At 56.9% G+C, this 17,929-nt stretch carries 16 protein-coding genes and 1 tRNA gene; 9 read left to right on the top strand and 8 right to left on the bottom strand.

The genetic code is table 11. The annotated features are described in order from the left end of the window. Position 1: 1 nt before the first annotated feature. Together WC598_RS07530 and WC598_RS07535 are read left to right on the top strand one after the other, a co-directional pair. Positions 2–910, top strand: coding sequence for a thiamine pyrophosphate-dependent enzyme (locus tag WC598_RS07530; RefSeq protein WP_372960866.1), 909 nt, complete (start codon positions 2–4; stop codon positions 908–910). A 111-nt stretch (positions 911–1,021) separates the two neighbouring features. Continuing rightward, positions 1,022–1,095: transfer RNA gene (locus WC598_RS07535), tRNA-Val, on the top strand. 24 nt (positions 1,096–1,119) lie between these two features. On the opposite strand, the gene WC598_RS07540 is transcribed toward WC598_RS07535, so the two are convergent. After that, on the bottom strand, positions 1,120–1,692 hold the full coding sequence (locus WC598_RS07540) for a peptidylprolyl isomerase (RefSeq protein WP_372960867.1): 573 nt from the start codon (positions 1,690–1,692) through the stop codon (positions 1,120–1,122). Positions 1,693–1,851: 159 nt separating this feature from the next. Between WC598_RS07540 and nifB the strand changes: the two genes are divergently transcribed. Then, positions 1,852–2,742 (top strand): nitrogenase cofactor biosynthesis protein NifB, encoded by an 891-nt coding sequence (gene nifB / locus WC598_RS07545; RefSeq protein WP_372960868.1) that lies wholly within the window; start codon positions 1,852–1,854, stop codon positions 2,740–2,742. Between the two features lie 100 nt (positions 2,743–2,842). Here nifB and WC598_RS07550 read toward each other — a convergent pair whose 3' ends face one another. Both WC598_RS07550 and WC598_RS07555 read right to left on the bottom strand, forming a co-directional pair. Beyond that, positions 2,843–3,328 carry a hypothetical protein gene (locus tag WC598_RS07550; protein WP_372960869.1) on the bottom strand — a complete coding sequence of 162 codons (486 nt, stop codon included), beginning with the start codon at positions 3,326–3,328 and terminating at the stop codon, positions 2,843–2,845. 31 nt (positions 3,329–3,359) lie between these two features. Further along, complete coding sequence (locus WC598_RS07555) at positions 3,360–3,689, bottom strand: hypothetical protein (RefSeq protein ID WP_372960870.1); 330 nt, start codon at positions 3,687–3,689, stop codon at positions 3,360–3,362. 166 nt (positions 3,690–3,855) lie between these two features. On the opposite strand from WC598_RS07555, the gene WC598_RS07560 reads away from it, so the two are divergent. Beyond that, positions 3,856–4,704, top strand: coding sequence for a DNA-3-methyladenine glycosylase (locus WC598_RS07560; RefSeq protein ID WP_372960871.1), 849 nt, complete (start codon positions 3,856–3,858; stop codon positions 4,702–4,704). Positions 4,705–4,763: 59 nt separating this feature from the next. Here the strand turns inward: WC598_RS07560 and WC598_RS07565 are convergent, their stop codons facing one another. Next, positions 4,764–5,990, bottom strand: coding sequence for an adenosylhomocysteinase (locus tag WC598_RS07565; RefSeq protein WP_372960872.1), 1,227 nt, complete (start codon positions 5,988–5,990; stop codon positions 4,764–4,766). Positions 5,991–6,132: 142 nt separating this feature from the next. Between WC598_RS07565 and hisF the strand changes: the two genes are divergently transcribed. Continuing rightward, entirely contained in the window at positions 6,133–6,939 is an 807-nt protein-coding gene (gene hisF / locus WC598_RS07570) for an imidazole glycerol phosphate synthase subunit HisF (RefSeq protein WP_372960873.1), read from the top strand. On the opposite strand, the gene pheT is transcribed toward hisF, so the two are convergent. Genes pheT through endA form a run of 4 tightly spaced genes read right to left on the bottom strand, consistent with a single transcriptional unit; the run spans position 6,908 to position 12,256 of the window. Beyond that, on the bottom strand, positions 6,908–8,536 hold the full coding sequence (gene pheT / locus WC598_RS07575) for a phenylalanine--tRNA ligase subunit beta (protein ID WP_372960874.1): 1,629 nt from the start codon (positions 8,534–8,536) through the stop codon (positions 6,908–6,910). The two genes, hisF and pheT, sit on opposite strands and share 32 nt — an antisense overlap. 1 nt (position 8,537) lies before the next feature. Continuing rightward, a complete protein-coding gene (locus tag WC598_RS07580; RefSeq protein WP_372960875.1) occupies positions 8,538–9,980 on the bottom strand; it encodes a phenylalanine--tRNA ligase subunit alpha in 1,443 nt (480 codons plus the stop codon). A 1-nt stretch (position 9,981) separates the two neighbouring features. Next, positions 9,982–11,238: a tryptophan--tRNA ligase gene (locus WC598_RS07585; protein ID WP_372960876.1), complete on the bottom strand. Its 1,257-nt coding sequence runs from the start codon at positions 11,236–11,238 to the stop codon at positions 9,982–9,984. A gap of 7 nt (positions 11,239–11,245) precedes the next feature. Continuing rightward, positions 11,246–12,256 (bottom strand): tRNA-intron lyase, encoded by a 1,011-nt coding sequence (gene endA / locus WC598_RS07590; protein WP_372960877.1) that lies wholly within the window; start codon positions 12,254–12,256, stop codon positions 11,246–11,248. A gap of 286 nt (positions 12,257–12,542) precedes the next feature. Between endA and WC598_RS07595 the strand changes: the two genes are divergently transcribed. The 4 genes from WC598_RS07595 to WC598_RS07610 are packed head-to-tail and all read left to right on the top strand — an operon-like array spanning position 12,543 to position 17,925. Next, positions 12,543–13,184, top strand: coding sequence for a 4Fe-4S single cluster domain-containing protein (locus WC598_RS07595; protein WP_372960878.1), 642 nt, complete (start codon positions 12,543–12,545; stop codon positions 13,182–13,184). Between the two features lies 1 nt (position 13,185). Further along, entirely contained in the window at positions 13,186–13,584 is a 399-nt protein-coding gene (locus WC598_RS07600) for a DUF1257 domain-containing protein (RefSeq protein WP_372960879.1), read from the top strand. Continuing rightward, complete coding sequence (locus WC598_RS07605) at positions 13,584–15,146, top strand: AAA family ATPase (RefSeq protein WP_372960880.1); 1,563 nt, start codon at positions 13,584–13,586, stop codon at positions 15,144–15,146. The genes WC598_RS07600 and WC598_RS07605 overlap by 1 nt, the downstream gene beginning before the upstream one ends. Before the next feature lie 4 nt (positions 15,147–15,150). After that, positions 15,151–17,925 carry a hypothetical protein gene (locus WC598_RS07610; RefSeq protein WP_372960881.1) on the top strand — a complete coding sequence of 925 codons (2,775 nt, stop codon included), beginning with the start codon at positions 15,151–15,153 and terminating at the stop codon, positions 17,923–17,925. Positions 17,926–17,929: the final 4 nt, after the last annotated feature.

Here is a 17,929-nt window from a genome sequence, read left to right on the forward strand (position 1 = left end):
AATGGCGGAACAGAAGAAAACCTGTGATCTGTTCGACTGCGGACACCGCGCCTGCGGGGGATGTGGGGCATCGCTTGTGGCCCGGCTCGTAACAGAGGCCGCAGGGCCCGAGTCGATCTTTGTCTCCTCCACAGGGTGTATGGAAGTCTTCTCCACCCCATACCCCGAAACGGCCTGGAAAGTCCCATGGATCCACTCGCTCTTCGAGAACGCGGCCGCAGTCGCATCCGGTATCGAGGCATCCCTCAAGAAACAGGGGCGGAAAGAGAAGATCGTGATCATGGCCGGCGACGGGGCAACCTTCGATATCGGCATGATCTCGATCAGCGGCGCCTTTGAGCGCGGCCATGACTTCACCTATGTCTGCTACGATAACGAAGCCTACATGAACACCGGCATCCAGCGGTCGGGGGCAACCCCCTACGATGCCAGCACCACCACGAGCCCTGCAGGCTCGCACTCGTTTGGGAACAAGCGGCCCAAGAAGGACATGCCGGGAATTCTTGCAGCGCACGGGGCCCCGTACGTTGCAACGGCGTCCATTGCCTACCCGGCAGATCTGAAGCAGAAAGTTGAGAAAGCGATCAACACCCCCGGGCCCTGTTACGTGCAGATCCACGCACCGTGCTGCACCGGCTGGGGATTTGAAGGGGAACAGACCATCGCGATTGCAAAACTCGCTATCGAGACCGGCCTCTGGGTGAACTTCGAGATGGTTGACGGCAAGGTCACGAAGGCAAAAAAAGTAGTGCGGAAACCAGTTGAGGAATACCTCAAGACCCAGAAGCGGTTCCGCCACCTCTTCAAACCAACGCGGCAGGATGCCGAAATTGCAACCATCCAGGCAATCGCCGACCGGAACGCCGAGAAGTACGGGATCGATATCAAACTCCCGCCAAAGAAAGAATAATATCCATTTTTTGTCGTTTTCATCTGGCTGGTTTTTCCCTTATCCGGCACGCATCCAGGGGAACATTGCAACAATGTTAATTAATCTCAAGAGCGACATTAGTAGGTTATCGGGCTCGTGGTCTAGTCGGTTATGACGTCGCCCTTACACGGCGGAGGTCGCCGGTTCGAATCCGGCCGGGCCCATCTTTTCTGGAAGTATTAAAAGAGTTATTTCTTGATCACTGATGTGACAGTGATCGTATAGGTCAGGTTTTTTCCTGCCAGTTCATGGTTCTCGTCCCAGGCTACCGTAGAGGGCGTGATATTGAGGATCTTGACATACGCATTCGCCCCATCAGCCGATCTCGTGATGGTATATCGTTCACCAACAACCGGGTTCATATTGGCTGGGAGTGTCGAGCGGTTCACGATATGCACAAGTTCCGGCTTGTAAGTCCCGTAAGCCTTGTCAACAGGAACCCGTATCGTCTTTGTCATCCCGGGGGTCATACCAATCAGCGCTTCTTCAAAACCGGGAACCAGAGTCACATCGCCCATAGTGAACATGAGCGGGGAACTGTTCAGGTTTGAATAAAAAACCGCCCCGTCATCAAGGCTTCCCGTGTAGTAGACCGATACAGTATCCCCGGCCCGTGCGCCGGAGGTATTGAGCAGGAAAAACCCTGCAACAACAGCGGCAACCACCACGATGACCGCTGCTGCAATAATCGCATACCGCCGGGTCCGTTTCTTTCTTGCGGCCACCGCTTCTTTTCCCTTCACTTTCTCTGACTTTTTCATGATATCCTTCCATAGGGTTTTCCGGTAAACTTTATACACTTGCCTTAGCAGCACGAGCAGGTTCATACCGTCCGGGTGTGGCAGAACAGGGGGGGGAAAAACCCTCTATCACAATTGCACGGTATTTATAGCTGCACAACGCATCCGGTAGTGTTGAATATGGCCGACGAAGTGAGGATCGCAGACGTCAACGGGAAAAAAGTCCAGTGGGATCCGGCGCAGATGCGCAAGATCGAGGAACACCCCTGTTTCTCCGAGAAGGCATGCCACGGGTTTGGCAGGTGTCACGTCCCGGTGGCACCGAAATGCAATATCCAGTGCAACTACTGCATCCGGGATTTTGATTGCGTGAACGAGAGCCGCCCGGGTGTCACAACGAAAGTCCTCAACCCTGACGAGTCCATGGACCTTGTCAAGAAAGTTGTGGAAAAGTACAACTACATCAAGGTCGTGGGGATCGCCGGGCCCGGTGACCCGCTCGCAAACGAGGAAACGTTCGAAACCTTAAAACGCCTGCACGAACAGTACCCGAACGTCATCAAATGCATCAGCACGAACGGTCTTCTTCTCCCGGACAAGATCGACCTCCTCCAGAAATATGATGTCGGCAACATCACCGTCACCCTCAATGCCATCGACCCCGAGATCGGGGCCAAAATCTACCAGCACGTGGACTACCAGGGCAAGCGCTACACCGGTCTTGAAGGAGCAAAACTCCTCCTCTCCCAGCAGATGAAGGGAATTGAGATGGCCGTTGAACGCCACATGTTCGTCAAGATCAATACCGTCTATATCCCCGGCATCAATGAAGACCATATCCCGGCGATCGCAAAGAAAGTCGGCGAGATGGGAGTCTACAATTTCAACCTCATCCCCCTCATAGCCCAGTACAAGTTTGCGGGCATTACCCCGCCCACCCCCGAGATGAAGAAGAAGATGCAGGACGAATGTGGCAAATATGTCAAGCAGATGCGCCACTGCCAGCGGTGCCGGGCAGATGCCATCGGCAAACTGGGACACGATGTCCAGTCGTGCATGTACGAGAAATAATCTATTTTTTGGAAATTCCGTGACCAGTTCCTGGCGGTCACGACCTGGCCGGATATTTTTATCCAACAACACTCATGAAAAAAGGATCCTGCATCCGGACTTAAGTCTGGATGCGCGAGATTTCGGGGATGTGATCGGACCTCCCGCTCAGGCTCACGATCCGGTTCAGTTCGTTAATCACCGGCTGCAGTGCGGGGGGTGTGGCCGAATCCTCGGTTTTCACGGTTTTTCCGTGGTAGGTGATACGGTACTGGATCAGATCCGCACTGCCGCGCCGGGAGGTATAGTTCCCCTCAAGCAGGGAGAAGCGGCTCTCATCAAAGAGGGCAGTTATACGATCCAGATCGGTCTGGTTTAAGGTAATTTCGGTATTTTTTGTCTTGCCGGAAACTATCCCTGCCCCATTATCAAAAATAACCAGACGCTCGTCAAACCCGGCAATACCCCCGGTACGGTGGTAATCGACAAAAACCTCCGGGGGGGGGGCCTGTACTTCGGCAGGTGTCTTTTCCCACAGGCACCCGGAGGATACCAGTACAGCAAAGAGAACGAGAGAGAACAGGATCATCCGTTTTCTTATAAACATCCCTCCTGAAACTGGTTACTGTACACGGAAATCAGATCTGCAGGACATCCGCCTTTGCCGGTTTTCCGGCGCTCTTGCGCTCGGGCAGGACATCTTCAAGAGCCGCAATCAGGCTGTCAACCTTTTCATTGTTGAATGTTGCCCGGAATGCCGCAAGTTCGGCAGCGTTCATGATCATGATCCCTTTCTTCTTCATCGGGAGGCCGTTTTCACCGACCGGGTTGATATCGATAGCAAGCGATGCAGCCCGGTTCTTGGTTGCCGGAAGACGGATGAGAGAGACACCTTTTAATGAGGTCTGTTTTCGCTCCCAGTCCGCACCTTCTTCAATAAAGTCCTTGAGGGTTTTGGTTAATTCCATAAGAAGAACTTTTGAGTTATATATTAAAAGGCTATTCGTTCTGATCCGGTCATGTCATACTCCCGGAGGGAAAAGAGGCAACAAAAACCGGTTCAATGCTTATCCGTTTGCATCATGACGCGAGCATAATAAGAGTTCAGGACAAACCGGTTATAAGAATAAAACCATGCCATCCCTGACCCTGCGCCCTGATGAGCCGTTCAACCTGGACGCAACCCTTTCCTGCGGGCAGGTGTTCCGCTGGGATCGCACCGCTGACGGCTGGTGGTACGGGGTTGTCGGGAGCCGGGCAATGAAGATCCGACAGGAGGGGAACAAGCTGACCTATGTCGGGGCGCCGGCTTCGTTTGTCCGGGACTACTTCTCTCTGGACCTTGACCTTGGGGCAGTCCTCGCATCCATAGACCGCGATCCTTTCATTCACGAGTCCATAGCGAAAAACCCGGGGCTCCGGCTCGTGCGGCAGCCCCCATGGGAATGCACGGTCTCCTATATCTGCTCGACAAATTCCAATATTCCCACGATACGGCGCAGGATTGCCTTGATCGCCGAAAAGTACGGCAAACCTCTTGAATTCGAGGGGGGAACCCGGTACGCCTTTCCCAGACCGGAGCCCATCTCCTGCGGGGGCCATGACGGGTTGACGGAATGTAAGCTCGGGTACCGCCAGCCGTACGTGTTCGGGACTTCGTGTATGGTAACCGATGAGAAAGCATGGGAGGAGAAGATCCGAAGTCTCCCGTACGAGGAGGCCAGAAAGGAACTTATGAAACTCCATGGGGTAGGCCCGAAAGCCGCCGACTGCATCCTTCTCTTCGCGTTCCAGAAGTACGAGGCGTTCCCGGTCGATGTCTGGATTCGCAGGATCATGCAGCAGCACTATCTCCCGGAACTGGGCATGGACTCCCCCCTGACCAGTCGAGAATACGACCAGGTTAGACAGTTTGCCCGCGAGCATTTCGGGAAGTTTTGCGGGTACGCGCAGGAATACCTGTACGCGGCAAGAGAAGGATAATTTTTTGCCCGTGAAAACAGGATCGAAAAAGAGATTTATTGACAGGGGTTCAGGAAAAATTACGTCCCGATATCCCAGCTGCAGGAATATTTCTTCTGCTCTTTACTGAGCGAATCAATCGAGAGCCCGAGCGATGCGAGCTTGAGGTTTGCAACCTGTTCGTCGATCTCGTTCGGTACATCGTATACTCCACCTTTCATTTTCTTACCGTTCTTTGCAATATGGAGGGTGCAGAGCGCCTGGAGCGCGAAACTCAGGTCCATGACCTCAATAGGGTGACCCATGCCCTTGGGAGTGGCGAGGTTCACGAGCCGGCCCTCGGCCAGGACATGGACGGACTTCTTGCCAAGTACGAAAGTCTCGATACCATCCCGCTGGATAGTCCGGGTCGCATTCTTACGGAGGTACTCGATGTCAATCTCGACATTGAAGTGACCGGCATTTGCGAGAATGGCCCCGTCTTTCAGTGTGGCAAAATGCTTCTTTGATATGACGGCAAAGTTGCCGGTCGTGGTGACGAAGATGTCCCCGACGGCTGCGGCATCATCCATCGACATGACCATGAACCCATCCATGTGGGCCTCGAGGGCGCGGCGCGGATCAATCTCAGTGACAACAACCTTGGCTCCAAGCCCGTGGGCTTTCCTGGCAAGGCCCCGTCCGCAGTAGCCGTAGCCGGCAACCACGAAGTATTTCCCGGCAATAAGGGTATTCGTGGTGATCATGATAGATGAGAGGACACTCTCTCCGGTCCCGTGGACATTGTCAAAGAAGTGCTTCATCGGGGTGTCGTTCACAGCAACAACGGGGAACTCCAGTTTTCCTTCCGCGGCCATGGCCTTGAGGCGGTGGATACCGGTGGTGGTCTCCTCGCATCCCCCGATGACATTCTTGATAAGGTCGCGGCGCTTGGTGTGGATGTAATGGATAAGGTCCATGCCGTCATCGATGGTAATGACCGGCTTTGCATCCAGCACCTGATCGATGGCAGCATAGTACTCGTCCACCGAGCAGGCCCGCTTTGCAAAACAGTGGACATTTTTCACGTCGTTGAGGGCTTCAGCCACATCATCCTGCGTTGAGAGCGGGTTGCAACCGGTGATGTACACCTCGGCGCCACCGGCGGCAAACGTGGACACGAGATTTGCGGTCTTGGCCTCGACATGGAGCGCCATGCCAATCGTCATGCCGGCAAACGGTTTTTCCTTGACAAACTGTTTTTTTATAGCAGCGAGCACCGGCATATACTGCGCTGCCCATTCAATCTTCAGCTTTCCTGAGCTCATGAACATCCTCACAAAGAGAAGGCCGTAATCTGACGGCCCATATATTTACTACCCTATGAATAGGCACGGCAAGTTACATAAAAACTCCGAACGGCAGACAATGGGAAATATAGAAGAGTCTCCCCCGCCAACCCTCTAACCAATGGTGCTGACGCGACGGATCATTCCCTGCCTCGACCTCAAGGACGGCAGGGTTGTGAAAGGCACGAATTTTCTCGGGCTCCGGGATGCCGGGGACCCGGTGGAGCTTGCCGAGCGGTACAACGAGCAGGGTGCAGACGAAGTGGTATTTCTCGATATCACGGCCTCGAAAGAGAAGCGGGGCATCATCATCGATGTTATCAAACGGGCAGCCGACCAGCTCTTCCTTCCCCTGACCGTTGGCGGAGGGCTGAAAACTCCCGACGACATCCAGCAGATCCTCCGGGCCGGCGCCGATAAGGTCAGCCTGAACACGAGCGCAGTCCTCGATCCCACCCTCCTTACCCGTGGAGCCGAGGCATTCGGGACGCAGTGCATTGTCTGCGCCATGGATGTGCGCCGGAATTTCACTCAAAATGAGAAGGCCATCCCCGTTATTCTCGAAGATGGCCGGACCTGCTGGTACGAGGTGGTTATCTACGGCGGGAGCAAGCCGACCGGGATCGATGCCGTTGCCTGGGCAAAGGAAGCCGAGGAACGGGGTGCCGGCGAGATCCTCTTAACCAGTATGGAAACCGATGGCACCAAGAACGGTTTTGATATCGCAATAACATCTGCCATCTCCGAAGCAGCGGGCATCCCGGTCATCGCGAGCGGCGGGGTAGGGACGCTCGAACATTTCTATAACGGGTTCACGAAAGGAAAAGCCGATGCCTGCCTTGCGGCAAGCGTCTTCCACTACGGGGAATTCACCGTAAAAGAAGTAAAAGAGTATCTCAGATCGCGGGATATCCCGGTACGGCTCTGAGATCAAACTCGAACGCTGCAACGGAGTGCTCGAGCTCGAAGGCCACGAGCACGGCGGGATGGATCTCGCCAAAGACACCCACTTTTTTCCCTGCAACGATGATATCGCCGCGGCGCCCGTCAATGAAAGCCGGATCGGCCGATTCCTTAACCGTATAGTCAATTGATAGCTCGTGGAGCACTGCATCGGCAGAAGCGTACGCTTCCGAGAAATCCGCATCCGGGTGAGTGCTGACGCCGGCAGCCTGCTGGTGCGTGCGGCAGTCCAGCACCACGTCGCCGACCGTGAAGAGGCGCTGGGGCAATTCGCGGTGCCGGTTTAAAGTGAGGAACTCGAGGAGAAGGGGCAAAAGTTCTGTCCTGACTACCGTGTTCTCGATGCTTATCGGGTGCATGATGTGGAGGAGGCCTTTTGTCTGCTCCCGCTGCATCCTCCGGTAAAGCACGTCCTCGTTTGTGAGCGTGAACGGCATCACTTCAAGGTAGCCAAGGCCCGTGAAAGCCTCGCGGGCAAGAGCGGCATTTACCTGGACCGGGTGGGGTTTTCCCACCGTGTAGGTCTTGGGCGGCAGGGATTCAAGTTTGTCATAGCCGTATGCAATGGCCACATCCTCGAAGATATCCCAGTCATGCATGATGTCGGCCCGGTAGCAGGGCACCTGGACTTTCACGTTGTCCGCACCGGCCGGTTCGGCCCCGAAGCGCATCCGCTGGAGGTATCCGGCCATGGACACCGGGGTCAGGCTGACACCGAGAATCCGGGAACATTCCGTAACGCTGATGATCCGCTCTGCGGGAGCAAGCGTGGGGGTCTGGATGCCACCAATCTCCACGCTCTCGATGCTTGCGCCGGCTTCGGCCATCGCCGTGCAGATAATGTTAACAGCAACTCCGACCGCCCGCTTGTCGGTGCCGGTCGTATCGAGAAGGATGTTCTTCGTGTCGATGGTGACCCGGGTCCTTTCCCCGTTAATAATAGGCGGGAACGAGAGGACGTGATCGTCATCGTCCACAATCAGCGGGAAGAGCGGGAAGTCTTTCACGATCTTCGCGTAGTCCCGGCCTTTCGGGTGCTTCTCGAGGATCTCCTCCATCGTCATCTTCTCGCTAAAGTCGAGCGGGATGAAACCCCGGCTCCGGCGCGAGGCAATATAGTGGAATGGTGGTTTCACCGTGTCCATGTCATGGATGCCTATGGCGACCTTGGACCTGCCCCGGCCAACCGCCCAGTGGAGCGATTCCTGGAGGGACATGATACTCTGGATCGACTCATCGTCGAACGAGACCCCGCGGATGACTGCCGCTCCCAGGACGGGGCGGATATTCGCAAGCTGGGGATCGATCGTGAACTTGATACCGGATGGCTTTACCGAATAGACCGGGAGGCCGATCTCAATCCCGAGATAGCCCCGCATTGCCCGGGCTACGCCTTCAGGGCTGAAGAGGTCCGGCCGATCGGGGAAGAACTCCACATCTGCATGGTCCTCCTCGACCCGTTCCACATCTGAGCCGATGAGGGGAACTTTATCGAGGATCGTCTTCCGATCAGTGCGGGTGAGCCGCTCAAGATATTTGTAGGGGAGCGTGATGACTGCCATTTCAGAGCCCTCCTTTCGTGTTTCGCAGGGACGGAGTCTCCCGCAGGAACGCGACATCGCTCTTGTGCAGGAGGCGGAGATCCTTGAGGCCGAGGCGGAGCATCGCTATGCGGCTCACGCCAAGACCCCAGGCAAGGACTGGATAGGTTACCCCGAGCGGGGCGGTGACCTCCTCGCGGAAGACGCCGGCGCCACCCATCTCGATCCAGCCGATGCCTTCGACATACACCTCAGCATCAAGGCTTGGCTCGGTGTAAGGGTAGAACGAGGGCTTGAACCGGACACTCTCAAAGCCCATCCGGTTGTAGAACTCCCGGAGGATCCCGAGCAGGTTCCCGAACGTGACATTCTCGTCCATCACGATCCCTTCGAGCTGCTCGAACTCGGCAAGGTGCGTGGTGTCGATAGTCTCGCGCCGGTATACCCGGCCAACACAGAAGGCCTTGACGGGCGGCTTTAAGTTTTGTGCAAGGTGCTGAATGGAGACGCTCGTAGTGTGGGTCCGGAGTACGCACTGCTCGGCCTTCTCCTCGCGCCATGCGCCGCCCCAGCCGGTGGAAGAGGTTTCCCCCCCGGAGATGTGCATAGCCTTGACTTTCTCGTACCCTTCCGGGAGCGGGAGGGTCTCATTGAGGTAAAACGTATCCTGCATCTCCCGGGCCGGGTGATCCTGCGGCTGGAAGAGGGCATCGAAATTCCAGAATGACTGCTGGACGATCCCGCCATAGAGTTCCTCGAAGCCCATCTCGAGGAGGATCTCCCGCATCTCGGCAATGATCCGCTGGTACGGGTGGATCTTACCGGGGTATGCCTTCTTCGGGAGTTTGCTCACATCATATTTGCGGAAGGTGAGATTCTTCCATTCACCGGAGATGATCTGTTCCCGGGTGAGAGTCCCGGTCTCTTCGCGGAGATCAAGGCCTTTCTTGACGATGGTGATTCCTTCAGGTGTGATGGCGATGGCATTACGGACCGTCTCGCACTCTTCAAGGATACCACGCTTGATGAGCTCTTTTGTCTTTGCGTCACCGGCTGCCGGGTTCCTGAGCGCAGATTCGTCTGCATCAGTAGAAGCTCCGGGCATTTTTGTAACGGATGTACCTTCGACTTTGACCAGCCCTTTCTTCCGGAGCTGGCCAAACCCGATCCTGAAGGCTTCGTGCTTCTGGAGATCAGCAAGCGTGGTGCCAGGAAGGATGAAACGGAGGAGCTGGGTCTCGGGAAGGCCAGTGTTCGCGTAGGTCTTCCCTTCGTCTGTGTATACAAACTCCTTTACCACGATCCGCCCGACGGTGGCAAGTCCCTTGTCCTCAAGAAGGTGGGCCCACTGCACCACGGCCTCGGGTGTTGCCCCCATCAGGCCGGCGAGATGCGGAGCATCTGCCTTCTTTTCCGATTCAAGTGTTGCAAGCAACCGCTTCTCGTTCTGTGTCAGTTCTGCCATGTCACACCCTGATTTTGTCTGCTGCTGCGTCCATCTTTTCCCGGAAGTCTTTCAGGAACGCGACTACCCGCTCGGCCGTCTCCTTCTTGCACTGGCCGCAGGTAATCTCGCCGGCCGTGCATTTCCGACGGATCTCTGCGAGCTCACTATCGTCCGTCACCATGTGGAAGAGGTTGAGGAGGAAGAGCGAGCACTTGTCCGGCTCGCCGCCAAGGCGCTTCTGTTCCTCTAAAGTCATTCTCCCGCCGGTGATCCCGCTCATCACTTTCTTTCTTACCGTTGCCTCGGGCTCATGGAAGGAGATGAAACTCTCCGGCACGCTCGACGACATCTTCCCCCCGGTGAGGCCCGGCATGAAGATATGGTAGGTGGATGAGGGAGTGTAAAACGCAAACCCGCCGTGCGCCCGCTCGATCTCACGGACTTTGCCTTTTACGTCGGTGCACTGCGCCCCCTTGATGTCCACGTGCCCCTCGTACTTCTTCGCATGTGGGAAGGCTTTCTTGACCGCTTCGAGCGCTGCCTCGGGAGCATTCTTTGACCGGACGCTGATGTACCCGTCCCGCTCCTCAACGGTGAACATCCGCATTTTATGGGCAATACCCCGGGTCAGGCGGATATGCGGATCCTGATCCACCCCGACCGGGACAAGGGTCGGCGCAGGCTCGCGGTCGATCTGCGGATAAAGAATGTCGGCAACCTGCGTGATCACACTGTCCGCATGGGCGAGATCTGTCTCCTGCGAGAAACCGTAGATGGCCGAGAGTTCCGAGAAGTTGACCTTGGTAGCAGCTTCGAACGCAAGATCCTTGAGCCGGTTGTTCCGGCTCTGGAAGTAGGTCTCCCCCTCAAACCCGAGTGCATACAGGCAGGCGAGGTATTCTTTTCCGTAATCGTTGCATTTCTCCCACGAGAGGCCCCGGACCGCATGGGCTTCCCGGTCTGCGATCGTGATGTAACCGTTGCCGCCCTGCTGCACGTGCCAGACAACCTCTTTCATTACCATCAGGTGGCCAAGGTGCGGGTGACCACTTGGCATGAACCCGGTCAGGATGTGGAACGGAGACTTTGTCCTGATCGCGTGGGCAATCTGGTTGTAATCGCGGTGGCCGACCACGATACCCCGGCGCATGAAATACGGGACTTCGGGGAGTTCCGCGAGCGCGGGAGATATCGCATCTATACCGAATTCAGCAAACGTCTTCTCGATGTCAAGGGATGGGGTGCTTGACCAGGGGTTGATCTGGGGAGCGGGCATGGTTGTATCACAGTTTTATTCGTGCAAATTCGACGAACTGGATTCCGGAGGAATGTACGGCGCCAAAGAACATCTTCTTTTTGACGCTGTGCGCCATCCGCACGGAGCGGGAGATGACACTCATCGGGAGGACCGACTCCTTCTCGACAGCATGGACCAGGAGGTCGGAGTGGACATTCTTGCCGCAGTAGACCCGGAAGTGGTGGCCGAACTTGTAGCCGGTCCGCGGGGTGAACTGGTGCGCCCGGAGGTCTGTATAGACCGCAATCTTGCCATCGAGTTCGTTGTCGGTCTCCTGTGCCAAAGCAAGGAAATCAGTAGTACTGATTGGTTCAGACCCTTTCGTGAGCCGGATAATCCCTTTCTCCATTAAGGAGAGGAGTTCCACGGGGCCGAGGATCAAACGTTCAGGATCCATCCGTTTCCCGTACCCGGCCTGTTCAAGGTCGGACTGGGGCGGGACCCGGACCAGGGCGGATTTCCCGATGAGCAGGGCATCGTGCTCCTGAAGGGGGGGGAGCGGGCTCGTGGCATCGGCAAGTTTCTGAAGTTTGATCTCATAGTACGTGAGCTCTTCCTCGTCGTCCACGACCGCAAGCACATACTGTTTGCGCATGTTGCGTGAGGCCAGCACTTCCTCGATAAGCTTCTCGAACCGGACCGGGTCCCGCTCCGAGAGGACGCGGACAAGGTACACCGACTCCCCCTTGCCCGGTTTTTCTCCGCGCCGGAAGACCCGGAAATCGTGCGGTCCGGTCTGGACCACGTACCCGCGCTCGCGGAGATCGCGGTACACGAGAAAACTGCGCATGAAACCAGGCTCATTGGAGAGCTCGGCAAAGAGGGTATCGAACGAGTAGCCGGGAACTTCTATCCTCTGGCGGTGGAGGAGGTAAACCGCTTCCTGCGGGGAGAGACGGAGACCATCGGCTTCCGGCCGGCCATACCCGCTCTGCTCGTACAGCGCCTTTCCTTCTTTTCCCGTCCGGATCGTTATACCGTCAAATACTGCTTTCACTGCCGGATATATTATCTTCGGATGATTATAAGGGCGCCTGAAGCGCGGGGAAAAGAGGGAAAATTCATCCAGGTGCCGTTGCGCAGAAATTCTTATGGATTACAATAAAGGGATCAATGCCTATAAAAAGAGTGAAATCGAATTTGTATAGTCAGATCGTATCTCATAAGTATGCTTAATTGCACGTCCCCCAGAGTGAATCTCATTCCGGGAAGATTTGGGTAATACTACAGGATAGATCGGCCCCACACCGGAATTCTTTTCAGGCCAAATCTCGCGGCGGAAAATGATGGTGAACGAATACAACGACCCCGGATGCCGACTCAGAAGCGTTCTTGACCTTGCGTGCTTTCTTGCACGGTCCGAGGTGAACGGCCCCGGCACCCGGGCAGTTGTGTGGGTGCAGGGTTGCCCCCACCGGTGCGAGGGGTGTTTCAACCCGCAGTTCCAGGCATTTTCTCCCGCAAAGCAGATTCCTGTCGGCAATCTTGCGGAAACTATTCTCTCTCTTTCCAATATTGACGGGGTTACTTTTTCTGGAGGCGAGCCATTCGCCCAAGCGGTTCCTCTCGCAGCGCTGGGACGGCAGGTCCGCGATGCAGGGCTCACCGTAGTAACGTATACCGGGTATACCTATGATAACCTTTCACAAGGTACGGTCAAAGGGTGGGAGGAGCTGCTCGCGGTGACCGACCTCCTCATTGCCGGCCCATATATTCCCTCCCTCCGGTGCACCGACTCCTTAAAAGGCTCGTCCAACCAGCGGATTATCCCGCTCAGCGGGAGGATAACGATGCCATCACATGTGGAAGACACACGGTGTATAAGAACTGAATTCACCATTGCAGCTGACGGCAGCATCACAACATCCGGTTTTCCAGAAACGGGATTCCTCCGGGTGCTGGCAGACCGCTGCAGGGGGGCGTAAGATGTCACACTACAGCAGGGTGAAGACTACATTCCACAACCGCGAGGCGCTCGTTTCCTGCCTGACAAATCTCGGGTACACAGTCGAGATAGATGCCGTTGTGAAAGGACACCACGGCGAGCATTCCGTGGATATTGCAGCAAAGAACAAGCAGGGCTGCGGATTCGGATTTGTGAAAGGCCCGGACGGGATCTACGATATGGTAGCCGACTGGTGGGACGTTGCCGGTGCGGACGAACAGAAGGTCCTGCTGGAACTCTCGCGCCAGGCAGAAACCATCCAAAAGGAATATGCACGTAGGATGGTCATCGAACAGACCACCCGCGAGGGATACGAGATCGTCTCCGAGACAAACGAAGAGAACGGTAGTGTTCGGATTGTCGTGCGGAGGTGGGAATAATGCAACACGTCGAGCCGGACTTTGCCCGCAGACTCAATATATCGCTCCGCGCCCGGGTGACCCTGATGGTAGTCATGACACCCGAGGAAGAGCGCGTGATTTCCCGCATCCGGGAGGTCTGCGAGAGGTGGGAGCCACCCCGCCAGTGTATAACTTGGGACAGCGTGGACGGTTACCAGGTGATTACGGGCAACAAGAATTTCCACACCCAGTCCCGCGACCCGCTCGCTGCTCTCGACGATATCCAGAAGACCGACGAGAACACGGTGATTGTGATGAAGGACTTCCACGAGTACTGGAATAATCCGCAGGTGAAGCGCCGGATCCGCACCTTATCCCAGAAGTTCCGGTATAACCGCCGCTCCATCGTGATCGTCACGCCGGTCCAGCGGGTCCCGGAGGAGATCCGGGACGAGGCGGTCCTGGTCCACTTCCCGCCACCCGCATCTGCCGAGCTCTCGGCGGACCTTGATGTGCTCCTTGCAACGAGCGGGATAAAAAGTTCGCTCTCGAAAGCAGGGCGGGAGAAACTCATCCAGGCAGCACTCGGGATGACCCTGAACCAGGCCCGCCGTTCATTTGCAAAAGTCCTCGTCACGCGGGGGACCATCGACGAGCAGGACATCGACACCATCATTGCGGACAAAAAAGAGGTGCTGAGCCAGTCAGATGCGCTTGAGTTCTACAGTTTCACCGAGACGCCCGAGAACGTGGGCGGCCTCTTGGCACTCAAGGAATGGCTCCGGCTCCGCGAGCGGGCGTTCACGAGCGAGGCCCGCGAGTACGGGCTTCCATCCCCAAAGGGGATCGCTCTCATAGGCATCCCGGGGACAGGAAAAAGTCTGACAGCCAAGATGATCGCCGACCTCTGGCACCTCCCGCTCCTCCGGCTCGATGTGGGCGCCCTCTTTGGGAGCCTGGTCGGGGAATCCGAGGAGCGGACACGGCGTGCGCTTGCCCTTGCCGAGACGATTGCGCCCTGCATTCTCTGGGTGGACGAGATCGAGAAGGCATTTGCATTCGGGAGCGGGGACGCGGGGACGAGCCAGCGGGTCTTTGCCCATCTCCTGACATGGATGCAGGACAAGACCTCGCCCTGCTTTGTGGTGGCAACCGCAAACAACATCGCTGCACTCCCGCCAGAACTCCTCCGGAAAGGGCGGTTTGACGAGATCTTCTTTCTGGACCTGCCGAGCCTGGACGAGCGGCGCGAGATCTTCGCAGTCCACTTAAAGAAACGGAAGTGCATTCCTGCCGATTTCGACCTTGACCTGCTTGCCCGCGAGAGTGACGGATACGTTGGGGCCGAGATAGAGCAGACCATCATCGACGCGATGTACCAGGCCTTTTCCGAGAACATGCGGCGATTGACCACCGCAGACATCAGTTCATGCATCAGGAAACAGGTGCCGCTCTCAGTCTCCCAGCGTGAGACGGTGGCCACCCTCAGGGCGTACCTGGCCGAAGGGCGGGCGATCTCCGCTTCAAAGGAGGTAGCCCGCAACACTCAGGATGCCGCATGCTTCATTGCACTTGAGACATTTGAGAATCCCGGGATGTGAGGCCATGCAATCCCTCGATCTCCCCCCGGTCATCAGACGGTGGTTTTCCCGGAACCGGGTACAAAAACTGGCCCGCATAATCGGAACCGGGGATAGTGCAGCAGTCCGCACACTGGCAGAACTGTACGCTGCCATGGATGACCCGACTACCCGCAGTCTCGCCGGAACCGCGCTTTCCTCCCTCACTTCCCCGGAACAGGTGGACACCCTCTGCCGGGAAGTGCTCATCCAGGACTCCCCAGCCCTTGCCGGCCTCTCGGGGGACTGCAATTACCTGCCATCAAAGAAGGGTGACCGGGCGCTCTACCTCTTCTGCACAGGGAAGCATACCGGTAAAACCGGTACAGCAACCGACCTTGCCCTGGGATACCTGAGGGCGGATGCTACGATCCGGTTCCGCACCCGCATGGCTGCCAAGACCCGGGGGACAAAACAAATCCTTGCACGGGCTATCTCCGCCCCAGACATGCCGAAACCCGAAGCATGGTCATATGGAGAATGGGAAACCGTGGTCGAAGGCCTGTCACAGGAACATGCGTGGGACGAACTCTGGCAGGTTCTCCCCATGGCACCTCTCCCGCACGCAGTCGCGGCCGTTACCGAAATGAAGAATGCGGGATGGAGCCCGGAGGGCGATGACCGGCTGGTGTGGGATGAGATTGTCAAGACTCTTCCCGATCGCTGGACATATCCCTCACCGGCCTGCGATAAACGGCCCGTGATCGGCCGACCGGCAGCTCAGGTCTCGCACCTCTGCATCTCCCGGGACGGGTCGCTCCTTGCAACCGCCAGCTGTGACGGGATGGTTGCTCTCTGGCGCATGGGAGCAACAGGATGCTCAGGTGAGATTGTCACGGGACCGGTAAGGTTCATTTCGATCTCCCGCGATAACCGTCACCTCGTATCCTGCATTGAGGCAGGAGTTATCCAATGCCACGATCTCCAGAGATCTATCCTGAACTGGTCGAGAAACCCCGTCGAGGGGGAAGTGACCGCACTCCAACCGTCCGGTGATGAACGGACACTTCTTATTGGAGATAACCGGGGTACTCTGCACATCCTTGATGTGCGGGATGGCAGAATCCTTCAGATCGTTCCGCTGCATATGTCACCGGTGACCTGTCTTATCCCTTCGCCAGATGGGACCGCCGTCGCCTGCGGACACATGGACGGGATGGTCTCGGTTGCCGGAATCGCGGACAGTACTGTCAGGTACCTGCCGCCCGGTCCTCCCGATCCCGTCAAATCGGTTGTGTTCGCAAATAAGGGAACCGGATGTCTTGTCATCCATGACCGGGCACTCCCGGTACTCCATGACATCCGGACCGCGACTCGAACCAGGGTATTTTCGGAACATGCCGGGCATACCATCTGTTCAGTTGCCTCAATAGAAGGCGGGTGGTTCGCCATAGGAAGCAATGACCACACCATCCGGTTCTGGGATATCCGTAGCGCCGGGCCTGCTGCGGTTATCCCACTCTACAGCCGGCATGCCACCTGCTGCGCAGCGACACCGGACGGCAGGTTTTTTACCGCAGGATTCGATGACGGGACTATCCGCATCTATCGCATGCCCGACCACCGGCTGGTGCGGGAATACAGGGGGCATAAACGGGCGGTAACCTCCTGCACGACATCTTCGGACGGTTCGCGTCTTGCAACAGTAAGCTGGGACGGAACAACCAAACTCTGGCGTATTCCAAACGGGGAGATCATCCGCACCATCGACACCCATGCCGGGAGTATTGCCGCACTTGCCGGTTCGGAAAAAGGCTCCTTCATCGCAGCAGTGACCAGAGACGGTATAGCCCGGGTCCTGACAGGGGGGGATGGCAGCGCTGCCGGGACCATCGATCTCTATACGCCAGATGTAAGGACAGCGGCAATGAGCCCAGATGGCATGTACCTTGCCTGCGCCGGGGCAGACTCGACCCTGAGGATCTGGAACGTCCGCAATGGGAGCCTTACTGCCAGCATGGACAAGACGGGTACATCGCAGCGGTGTTGCACTTTTTCGCCGGACGGTGTGTCGCTTATCACCGGGGGATGGGACGGGATCGTCCGTATATTCAGCATCCCGGAGGGGAAGCCTGGAAGAACGCTCGCAGGGCATTCGAGTATTGTCACCTGCTGTGCCGTAATGCAGAATGGCTCCCTCATCATCACCGGCAGCAACGATAAGACCGTAAGAATCTGGCGGGACGGGACAGAAACCGCCACGGTCCTAAAAGAATCGCGCACCGGCATCAGGGCAGTTGCCATCTCTCCGGAGGACACGCTTCTTGTCGCAGGAGGAGCGGATGCCATTATCCGGCTCTACCATCTTCCGCGCGGGACGCCGGCCGGGGAGCTGCCAGGCATACCCGGGAACGTGACCGCTCTCGCCTTCGATCATGATGGGAACATCCTTGTTGTCGGCTACGATACGGGCATCTGCGCATACTACGCGATCCATGAACAGAAACTCATCCGCACGGAGGCACTCCACATAGGTGCCATTACCGGAATTGTGGTGCTCCCGCAGGAGAAGATCTTTGTGACGAGCGGAGAGGACGGCACCTGCAGGTTTCACCCATTCCCGGTCTCCACGTTCCTTACCGGTATAACGCCCGCCGACATTGTACCGGTCCATGCTGAAGCGGATGCCTCACGCGGAAGTCCCGACGGTCGGTCGTGGGCATTCCTGTACCGCATCCTTGCCGCACGGTTCCGGAACGAGATCCAGATCTGTCCATCAACCGGGGTAATCGGGCGGTACGATATCCAGATTATGGGGTGACTGC

The organism is Methanoregula sp. (genome assembly GCF_041645475.1).
GTDB lineage: Archaea > Halobacteriota > Methanomicrobia > Methanomicrobiales > Methanospirillaceae > Methanoregula.

What these genes read in the sequence shown, in the direction of transcription:
- WC598_RS07530 (WP_372960866.1), top strand. Translation starts at nt 2, where the DNA reads ATGGCGGAACAGAAGAAAACCTGTGATCTGTTCGACTGCGGACACCGC.
- WC598_RS07540 (WP_372960867.1), bottom strand. Translation starts at nt 1,692, where the DNA reads ATGAAAAAGTCAGAGAAAGTGAAGGGAAAAGAAGCGGTGGCCGCAAGA.
- nifB (WP_372960868.1), top strand. Translation starts at nt 1,852, where the DNA reads ATGGCCGACGAAGTGAGGATCGCAGACGTCAACGGGAAAAAAGTCCAG.
- WC598_RS07550 (WP_372960869.1), bottom strand. Translation starts at nt 3,328, where the DNA reads ATGTTTATAAGAAAACGGATGATCCTGTTCTCTCTCGTTCTCTTTGCT.
- WC598_RS07555 (WP_372960870.1), bottom strand. Translation starts at nt 3,689, where the DNA reads ATGGAATTAACCAAAACCCTCAAGGACTTTATTGAAGAAGGTGCGGAC.
- WC598_RS07560 (WP_372960871.1), top strand. Translation starts at nt 3,856, where the DNA reads ATGCCATCCCTGACCCTGCGCCCTGATGAGCCGTTCAACCTGGACGCA.
- WC598_RS07565 (WP_372960872.1), bottom strand. Translation starts at nt 5,990, where the DNA reads ATGAGCTCAGGAAAGCTGAAGATTGAATGGGCAGCGCAGTATATGCCG.
- hisF (WP_372960873.1), top strand. Translation starts at nt 6,133, where the DNA reads ATGGTGCTGACGCGACGGATCATTCCCTGCCTCGACCTCAAGGACGGC.
- pheT (WP_372960874.1), bottom strand. Translation starts at nt 8,536, where the DNA reads ATGGCAGTCATCACGCTCCCCTACAAATATCTTGAGCGGCTCACCCGC.
- WC598_RS07580 (WP_372960875.1), bottom strand. Translation starts at nt 9,980, where the DNA reads ATGGCAGAACTGACACAGAACGAGAAGCGGTTGCTTGCAACACTTGAA.
- WC598_RS07585 (WP_372960876.1), bottom strand. Translation starts at nt 11,238, where the DNA reads ATGCCCGCTCCCCAGATCAACCCCTGGTCAAGCACCCCATCCCTTGAC.
- WC598_RS07595 (WP_372960878.1), top strand. Translation starts at nt 12,543, where the DNA reads ATGATGGTGAACGAATACAACGACCCCGGATGCCGACTCAGAAGCGTT.
- WC598_RS07600 (WP_372960879.1), top strand. Translation starts at nt 13,186, where the DNA reads ATGTCACACTACAGCAGGGTGAAGACTACATTCCACAACCGCGAGGCG.
- WC598_RS07605 (WP_372960880.1), top strand. Translation starts at nt 13,584, where the DNA reads ATGCAACACGTCGAGCCGGACTTTGCCCGCAGACTCAATATATCGCTC.
- WC598_RS07610 (WP_372960881.1), top strand. Translation starts at nt 15,151, where the DNA reads ATGCAATCCCTCGATCTCCCCCCGGTCATCAGACGGTGGTTTTCCCGG.